This is a genomic window from Wolbachia endosymbiont of Drosophila nikananu (assembly GCF_028981865.1).
GTDB lineage: Bacteria > Pseudomonadota > Alphaproteobacteria > Rickettsiales > Anaplasmataceae > Wolbachia > Wolbachia pipientis_B.
Map to the genome: position 1 here is coordinate 1 of NZ_JAPQLL010000025.1, position 9,404 is coordinate 9,404.

Below are 9,404 nucleotides of genomic sequence, written 5' to 3' on the forward strand. Positions count from 1 at the left end.
AGATCCCAGATATCAACTATGTTTTTTTAAAAATTTTTTATTTGTGTAACTTTGTTCAATCATGTGGGCAATAAAAACCCGTGTGTCATAGAAATAAAATTTTATATCAAACAGCTGTCACAACAATTTCTGCTTAGCTAATGAATATGTGCTTTAAGTCTGTGTGGACGCACATATTCATTAGCCAATTTCAGTTACCGTTGTAAGAGTATGCAAATTAATTGCTTCTTTAAGTCTTGCATTAGCAATTACTATAATTTTTCGCATTAGAGCTGTTATAGCCACCATCTTCTTCTTACCACTTTCAATAAGCTTAGAATAAAAGGCACCAAGTGCAGATTTGGACCTTGCAGCAGCCATGGCTGCTGTAAAAAGCTTTGAACGAACGTTACTTCTTCCACCTATAATCCTTCGGTAGCCAATAGCTTTACCACTTTCCTTAGGATGAAGCGCAACACCTGCAAGGCTTGAAATTTGCCTTTTATTTAAAGAACCAAGTTCCGGTATGAGACACAATAAACATTGAGAGGTTTTTCTACCTATTCCAGGAACTGTTTCAAGAATTTTTTGGCATCATTGCAATTCAGGATTTTCATTGACTATTTTTTGTATAGCTTGATCAAGCTTTTCTACCTGGTTGTTGAGGAATTCAATAGCTTGTTGACAACTTTCCTTAATGTAATCATTTCCAGGAGTTTTTAGCCTATTCTTGTCTTGAACAAGCATTTTCGTAATATCGTCACGACGCTGACAAAGTGCAAACAAGGTGGTTTGTTCTTTTGAGATAGGTGTAAATAGCTGCAGATGTCTACACCGCTCAGAACCATATTGGGCAAGCGCTTTTGCATCAAGACTTTGCCAAAGTTCCATGAGATAGAATGAAGTTTTTAACTTGATGAGTATTAGCACGATGCACAGCAATGTTTCTATCAATAAGAAAATACAATAAGCCAAGCTCATAACCTCCTGTAGCTTCTAAAATTGCCATGGAGTTAGGCAAGATATTTGAAAATTTTTGGTAGAATTGTTTCCAACCAACACAACTATTGTCAAATTTGATGACACCTTTTTGTTCATTAACTGCAGTAACAAATTCAAGTTTTCCAATATCAATGCCAATAAAATTTTGATAAGATGTAACCATAAATAACCTCGAGAGTTTTAGTTAAAGTTTAAGATTGTAAACGGGTGCATATATATGTCCCAAACAACTATTCAAACGTCTCGAAGGATAGGCTTGAGTACCTTGACTATCTACGTATGTTATAATACTACCGTCTTAACCCCAACTATGGATAAAGAATAGATAAAAGTGCAGCTAAGAAGAGGAAAATAGGGTAAGCTCTAGTATTTTAGCGATAATAAGAGGTTACCCATGAAGAAAGATATTACAGAACTTTACTGTTGCGTCGAGGATTTTTGTCGCATGGTCGATGAGAACTTTGCCAATATACTCCCATTAAACTGCAGAAAACCCACTAGAATACCAGGACTCCAGAAATCCTTATCATAATCCTATTGTACCACCAATCACCATGCAAAAATTTCAAAGCTTTTTACCTACTTTATCTGCCACTTTACAAATTAGAGTTTCCCAAATTGCCAACATATGACCGGTTTATCGCTCTTAAATCGCGGATTTTATGGTATTTAGCATTACTTTTGCAATGGTTCTGCGAACAGGCGAAGTCGATGAATGACAGGTATTTCCTAACTTCTACAATCGCCATTTGCCACAAAAGAAGGATCTCCAGGAATAAAGTTTTTAATGGTTTGGCAGAAATTAGTAAGAGCACATACGGTTGGTTTTTCGGCTTCAAATTGCACTTGGTGATCAACGAAATTGGAGAAATTCAAGCGCTTACGCTAACCAGAGGTAACGTTGACGATAGAAAACCTGTGCCAACTATAACCAAAAAACTAACAGGACTTTTGTTTGGAGATAAGGGCTATATAAAGAAAGAGCTCTTTGAGGAACTCTTCGATAGAGGTCTAAAACTCGTCACTAAAGTGAAAAAGGGCATGAAAAACGCACTGATTTCTCTGAAAGAGAAGATTTTGCTAAGAAAAAGATCGATTGTTGAGACGGTTTTTGACTTCTTGAAAAACAAGTTTGAGATTGAGCATACAAGGCACAGATCACCAACAAATTTCCTAATTCATGTTTTTTCTGTCCTGATTTCCTATTCCTTGCAGTCGAAAAAGCCCTCCATTTCTATGCCTTTCTTTATCGGCTAATCCATAGTTGGGGTTACTATGGCAGGAAAGAAAAGTGCCTTACGTAATGTTTGTGAACCAACTTTACTTAATCTGGGCTTGGCATATACAGATGAACCTGACGTCATATTTCGCGGTATAACTTCTGCATATGCTGCTAATTGCCTGGCATCTCTAAAAGCTTTTATATCAGGAACTTCAGCTAAAATAGCTATTCTCTCCTATACCTGGAATAGTCAATAGGAGTTGAAAATCTTCCAACAATTCTTTGTGTTGTTTTAATAGTTCGCATATGGAGTTTTTTATTGTTTCTATTTTTTGCTCTATATTCATTGCAAGGTCTTCCCAAGCATTTGCAACTTCTTTAGGTAGCCTCTTTTTTTTTCTAAGTGGTTATTTACTAATGTCAATTCATCTTTTAACGCAGCCGAGCAACGATAAAGATGTTTTAATTTTTTCATTTCAGGAGAAGGTGGTGTCCAACGAATAGGTTCTTGTCTTTGACAATAATCGGCAATAACTTCTGCATCGGTCTGATCATTCTTTTGTCGTATCAGCTTACTCCTTGCATAAGATTTTATGCAATAAGGATTTACAACACTTACAAAATGTCCAGCATTGTGTAGAAATTCAGCCAGTGCTTCGCTATAACAACCAGTAGATTCCATGCAGGTTTTTACTTTTTCTACATTATGTTTGTGTAGAAAATTCAGTAGACTTTGAAACCCATGATCATCGTTCTTAAAGCTCCTTTTTCTAGTTTCACGCTTTCCTTTTTTGCTTATAAATGAGAGAAAAACATCAAAGCGATCTTTTGATATATCTATGCCCAAAAAGTTGTTGATACCCCATACGTTACCATTAAAAATGAAAAGTAAGGCTAGTCTTGTGAATACAGAATTAGAACCATTCAGGTCTTTCTACGATACCGTCCAGCCTATACTTTTGAGAAGGGAATTCTTATCTTTAGTACAGATTTTATATCTAAGGCTTCGATCAGAGTTCTTCCCTTCTCCACCTAATGCTTAAGCTTAAAACATTAGATGCTTTTTTCAAGATACAAGGTTTCGAAAAACGTGCACAGTGTTATGCTGCTAAAGCTTACTCAAGTCAAACAGATCAAGGTGATGATTATCATAACCTCAAGGAAATTATCTTTATAGCTGTTGCTGATTGTATTATTTTTCCAGATAAGGCTGAGTATAAATCTAATCATACTATTCGGGATGAAAATACTAATGAGCATGATTTAAAGGATCTCTATTTCGTATTCATTGAATTACCAAAGTTTACCAAGACTAAAGAAGATCAATTAAAAAATATAGTAGAAAAGTGGTGTTATTTTTTTCGATATGCAGCAGAAACAAGGGAAGAGGACCTAGATAAAATAGTTGGTAGTGATGTAATAATAAAATGAGCTTATGAAGAGATGAATAAGTTTAATTGGTCAGAAAAAGAATTTATAGCCTACGAACAAGAGATAAAGCGTATTCTTGATGAACATGCTGTCCTCGCTCAAAAACTCGATGATGCTACTGAAAAAGGCAGACTAGAAGGCATCCTCATCGGTCATCAAAAAGGCAGAGCGGAAGGTAGGGAAGAGGGCGAACAACAGGCTAAAATTGCTGTGGCAAAGAATTCACTTAAGGCGGGTGTTTCTATTGATGTTATTGCTGAAATAACAGGGTTTTCTGTTGATTATATTAAGAAAATTCAAGAAAAGAAGTTTTAGCCATAACGTTTTTTTATTAAACCCTCTATTCTAGTAATTTTAATATTGCAATCCATTCTAATGTCTGTACAATACCTTTTTTATATAAATACTTAACAAGAGGGGTTAATGCCAACACAGGAAGAGCTTCGGGCTACGATGTCCAAAAAATTACAGGAAGCTATTGAATATCCAGATCCAACAGTTGCTGCTGGGAGGAAGTCAGCTATCAAGAGATGGGTGGGAGTCCTTCAGGATAACTTTATGGAGCACATAAAATACTTTAAGGGTGATAAGCTGAAGTTCTTGCACAATGTATTCCAAGATGAAGGTTGCTGGTCAGGTGTAAGGTTGGATAATGCTGCTTTAGGTCAAAGGTTTACTGAAGAAAAAATAGAGGAAATCGATAATCCACTTCGCAAATATGAGATGGCTTGTAGTTACTGTGTAGTAGATAAAATTCATCCACTCTTTCAAAAAGCATTTGAATCCTACAAAAATGGATTTTCTTCTGATGAACTTGATAGTAGAGGTAATCCTATAACTGATGAGTACATACGAAACTCGCTTTTGGGTGGCATTCGAAGGAAAGGTCCTGTATTTGATTTCTGGATCGATAGAGAATCTGGGGAATTAAAGCAGTATGATGCAGTAGAAGGTTTTGACAGTGCTGTAAAACTTAAGTGGAGTGAAGGGGTAGAGTATTTTTATAATCATTTAAAAGAAGAAGATAAGGAAAAGAAGCTTACAGAAGCTATTCTTGCTCTTTCTCGTCCTCAATCTGTTGAGAAAGACGCTCCTATTTTAGATTTTTGTGTAAGGAATATAGGTGATAAAGATACTCTTTTACAGAAATTGCTGCAGAAAGATAAGGGAGTATATTCCCTTCTTGCTGAATTAATAGAGTCATGTTTTTTTGATACGGTTCATGATTTGGTACAGTGCTGGTGTTATAAAGGCGTTTCAGAACGTGGAGATCATTCAGAGAAAATATTCTCACAAGATGAGTATGACCTCCTCCTTTACTCACTTTCAAATGTAATGTTGAAAAATCCTGAGTCAAGTGTTCAAGCTAGATCTCTTATTATGAAGATTTGGAAATGTGAACGCTTTACTGAATACAGAGAGACCTCTGTTAATACTTCTAATTATACAGTTCCTATAAAGAGTGTACTTGGGGGATTAATCATTAATTGGAAACGAGAAGATATTTGTAAGCCCGATAGGGAAATAGAGAAAGAAAAAATATTAGATATAATATCATTTACTAAAAGTTGCTTTCCTGAAAAGTTTGAACTTTTTAAAGAAGATGTTTGTAAGTCCGATAGGGAAATAGAGAAAGAAGAAATATTAGATATAATATCATTTGCTAAAAGTTGCTTTCCTGAAAAGTTTGAACTTTTTAAAGAAGTCATGGTAGAAAACCTTAGATTATGTGGTAGAGAAGGAATGGAAGAAAGTATAAACTACGATGATTTGGCGAAAGAATTGCTTTCTGAGTTAGAGAAAACAACTTTACCTCCTGGAGGTGATGGTCCTAGGTATGATTTACGGACACGATCTAAAGCTCATGGCAGTAAGAAAACAACTTTGCCAGTTGATGATAGTCCGCAGTCTGAGCTTGGAACTCCTAGTGTAAGTGGTGTTTCTTCTTATAAGAAAAAAAGCATCTTTACGCTTAGTGGTAATAAGTAATCCACTTATGAACTCTTGGTATTTCTGGTCGTAGTAAATAAGGGGTATTTTGTATGAGTAATGGTGATGGGCTTATTAGGAGTTTAGTGGATGGAGATCTTGATGGTTTTAGACAAGAGTTTGAATCCTTTTTAGATCAATGTCCATCTTTCTTGTATCATGTAGGTACAGGACGTTTCCTTCCTGTATTCTTTTTTAGTATGTTTGCTACTGCTCATGATGCAGGCATTTTGAATACAGATGAGAAAGTCTATTTTCGTTTTGATAATCATGGTATTGATACAGGTGGTAGAAATAGAAATACAGGAAACCTAAAAGTTGTTATTTTAACTCGTAATCGTGACGGACAGCAAGTTGTCAGGTGTTACAGCATTTCTGATCGTCCTAATAGTGATGGGTTAAGATTTAGTGAAAGGGAGAAAGATTCTCTAGTACAAGAAATTATACAGCAAAATCAAGGTTTAAGGGAAGAAGACCTAAGTTTTGAGCAGTACAAAGTATGTATGCATGGGAAAGGCAGGAGTCAGGGAGAGGCAATTGCAACAGTATTCGAGGTGATTCGTGAAAAAGATTCTCAAGGTAGAGATAGATTTGCTAAATATTCAGCGTCTGAGATTAGCCTTCTGAGGCATATAGAACGCAATAGGCTTAGGGGGATTAATGCGCCTGCGCCACGCAGTGTGTTGACAGTTAAGGAAATAGGAAGTATACGACTCAATCAAGATCAGAGAGTACAGCTTGGTCATTTGGTCAATTTTGTGCAAGCTGCACCAGGTCAGCAAGGGATTTTCAATTTTATGGAAGTGCTAGCAAGTAACCAAAGAATAAATGTAGAACGTGGAATAAATGAAGGAATTTTGCCATACATAACTCGAATCTATCGTAATTACCTAGGCAGCCTACAAAATGACATTCAAAATCGCAGTCAAAAGTTTGAGAGTTACGGGTTTTTATTAGGTTTCTTAGCAAATTTTAGTCATCGCTACACAATAGGCATCGATCTTGACTTATCTCCTAGAAACTCACATGTTGCTTTTCTTGTACGTCATCAAGAAGAAAGAGGAAATGTTCCTATTGTCATTAATATTGCTACAGGAGCAACATTGTCCAGTACCGCATTAGACTGTGCCAGAGGTCACGCTAAAAGATTATATGTTTCTTCATTTATACCTATTCATACCACATCAGAGCATACTGTTTGTTTTGGATTAAATTTTGATTTAAATCGAATTCCTTTTAGGGTTGATACGGTAGGGCTTCAACAGGATAGATTTCCTTTAGTACAAAGATTATTTGAGTGTTTGGAGAATGAAGAAATTAGAGAAAATATTAGAGATTTCTTACTTCAACATCTTCCTGCTGAAATACCAAGAAATGCAGAGAATTATAACAGAATATTTGATTGTATAACTGGTTTTACTTTTGGGAGTAGTGCTTTTGCTAGAGAGTATTTAGAGCTGGAAGAAGGAGAAGATCGAGTACGTGTAAGAAAGTATATATTTAGATACGGTGATGGAGATTTAAGAAGACATACTTTAACTATGGTCTTTTATGCTCAGGGTTATAATATAGTTACACTTCATATTAGAGCTCACGATGCGCAACAGCAAGAAGCTATCGATTTACAAGCTCTTAATGTTAATAGAAATAATGTTCATATATGGGAAGTTTCATGCACACTTAATGACCAATTTGAGCTAGATATTGATCAACCAAATGACCTTGGTTTATATCACGATTACCAAAATAATAATGCAAATAATTTTCTTGCTGGTGATCTTATACAAGTGCCTAATGTTGAAAATGTACATGGTATTTCAGAAAGGGTTATGAACGATGGCTGGAAAAATGTAGGTCAGCATAGAGAACTATTTCAAGAGATCTCTGGAATATTGATGCCACTTAGGGACGCAATAAATGTTAATAGTGAGGGTAAGTTTCGTTCTATACTACATGGTACATTTTATGCTAGTGATAATCCTTATAAAGTGCTTGCTATGTATAAAGTTGGTCAAACATATAGTTTGAAAAGGGGGCAGGAAGAAGAAGGAGAAAGGGTAATACTCACAAGAATTACAGAACAGACATTAGACCTTTTATTATTAAGACAACCTACAGAGAATGATCTAGATACTCATCCAATTGGATATATATTAAGATTTGCTGGTAATGTAGAAGAAGTAGCACAAAAGGAGAATAACGCAAAAGATCGAATAAAAGAACTTATGAACAAGCAAAGAGGATATTTGCTTATTACTTCTGGAAATGAGGCGGTTTTATTTCCTCTTATATTTAATGCAGGTGCAGGGAGAGTAGAAGGTCTGATATCTATTCCAGAAGGAATAGGAAGAGAAGAGTATGTACATAAACTTGATCGTGGTGGTCGTGACTTAAGATCAGGAGGACTAGTGGGCCCTGAAAGTGTTATTGATGAAAATCCACCAGAGGGTCTATTATCAGATCAGACTCGTGAAAATTTAATAAATTATATTCGAGAAAATCCCGGACGGAACCAGATTTTACCGTTTGATCTAGGTGATAATCGATGTGTTAGTATTACTACCTTCGAAGGTAGTATACAACAACTCCTAGAAATACTAAGGTCAAGAATAATGGGAGGTGATAATGCCATTCCTACAGCACAAGGAATAAGAAGACAAATAAGAGATATTCTTGGAAATCAAGGGATAGAAGTAAATGATCTACTTACACTAGAATTTGCAACGAGAAATGGACATTATGATTACTGGCTTCAACAAATTGATATAGCTCATGCTGGAAGATTGCAATATCAGCTTCGTACTGAAGGTAATCACACTTTTGAAGCAGCTAATTTGGCAAGGAATGACGGTAACGAGCACATTGTTAGAGTATTAAATCAATTTAGGGAAAATGAAGAACAACAGCGTTTAACTTTAATCATTACTTTAAATAATACTCATTGGGTTACACTAGTGATTGAACGTCAAAATGGGAACTATGTTGGGTACTATGCTGATTCAACTGCTACTGCTGTTCCAGGTGGTATTACCGATATCATTCAAAATAACTTAGGAAATAATATCAGGATTAATAATGTTTCTGTTCGTCAGCAAACAGATGGTTGGAATTGTGGTTTATGGGCATTAGAAAATGCTAAGGATATTAATCGAGTCCTAAATGAAAATCCTGGAGAACAAGTTCAGAATGTTGTAAATATTATGCGTGACTTTCTCGAAAGAAACCACCCAAACAGAGATAGAAATTACTTTCAGAACATAAGAGTGGGCATTTCACAATTATTCAGGAATGATCCGGGATTTCAAGATGTGCAATTGCAAGCATACATTCAAAATAGAGAACAAATTGATCCATTATTACGTACTTATCTAGAATTAGGATATCACAGAGTGGGAGGAGGGTGTGGACCAGTAGAAGCACCTATATCGCTTAGTGTTAGTGATTCCAGTAATTTTGGTGGCCTGCCACAGTCGAGCTTAGAAAGTCCTGAAGCTAGTGTGTTTCTGACCTTAGCAAAGGTAAAGGCGGTAGGTAGAGGTAATCGGTAGATGAAAGGAGTGTAACAAAAACCTTATGCATCAAGTAGAGATTGTGAGCAAATTTAAAGAAGTTAAGGTGGGTAACCTGTTTTTTTCTACTTGTAGCAATGTTTCAAAAAGTATATGTGTCGAGTTGGGTAAAGTTGAAGGAGGTTCTTAAATGAACAGCTATTAATTTAGTAGTATACAACATTAATAAATTTAAACAACGCAACCATTTCCAGCAACCAAAACCAGCAAGC

At 35.8% G+C, this 9,404-nt stretch carries 2 protein-coding genes and 4 pseudogenes; 4 read left to right on the top strand and 2 right to left on the bottom strand.

Annotation, left to right across the window (positions count from 1 at the left end):
* Positions 1 to 180: 180 nt before the first annotated feature.
* Positions 181 to 1,144: pseudogene (locus OZD67_RS01735) on the bottom strand (IS110 family transposase).
* Between the two features lie 231 nt (positions 1,145 to 1,375).
* On the opposite strand from OZD67_RS01735, the pseudogene OZD67_RS01740 reads away from it, so the two are divergent.
* Positions 1,376 to 2,238, top strand: a pseudogene (locus OZD67_RS01740) (IS982 family transposase).
* 17 nt (positions 2,239 to 2,255) lie between these two features.
* Here OZD67_RS01740 and OZD67_RS01745 read toward each other — a convergent pair.
* A pseudogene (locus OZD67_RS01745) lies at positions 2,256 to 3,062 on the bottom strand (IS110 family RNA-guided transposase); the annotation flags it as partial.
* A gap of 203 nt (positions 3,063 to 3,265) precedes the next feature.
* Here OZD67_RS01745 and OZD67_RS01750 point away from each other — a divergent pair.
* The 3 genes and pseudogenes from OZD67_RS01750 to OZD67_RS01760 all read left to right on the top strand — a co-directional run.
* A pseudogene (locus OZD67_RS01750) lies at positions 3,266 to 3,949 on the top strand (Rpn family recombination-promoting nuclease/putative transposase); the annotation flags it as partial.
* A 138-nt stretch (positions 3,950 to 4,087) separates the two neighbouring features.
* On the top strand, positions 4,088 to 5,623 hold the full coding sequence (locus tag OZD67_RS01755) for a cytoplasmic incompatibility factor CifA (protein ID WP_274999665.1): 1,536 nt from the start codon (positions 4,088 to 4,090) through the stop codon (positions 5,621 to 5,623).
* A gap of 53 nt (positions 5,624 to 5,676) precedes the next feature.
* On the top strand, positions 5,677 to 9,171 hold the full coding sequence (locus tag OZD67_RS01760) for a cytoplasmic incompatibility factor CifB (protein WP_182183945.1): 3,495 nt from the start codon (positions 5,677 to 5,679) through the stop codon (positions 9,169 to 9,171).
* Positions 9,172 to 9,404: the final 233 nt, after the last annotated feature.

Coding starts and splice junctions, on each gene's coding strand:
- OZD67_RS01755 (WP_274999665.1), top strand. CDS start 4,088: ATGTCCAAAAAATTACAGGAAGCTATTGAATATCCAGATCCAACAGTT.
- OZD67_RS01760 (WP_182183945.1), top strand. CDS start 5,677: ATGAGTAATGGTGATGGGCTTATTAGGAGTTTAGTGGATGGAGATCTT.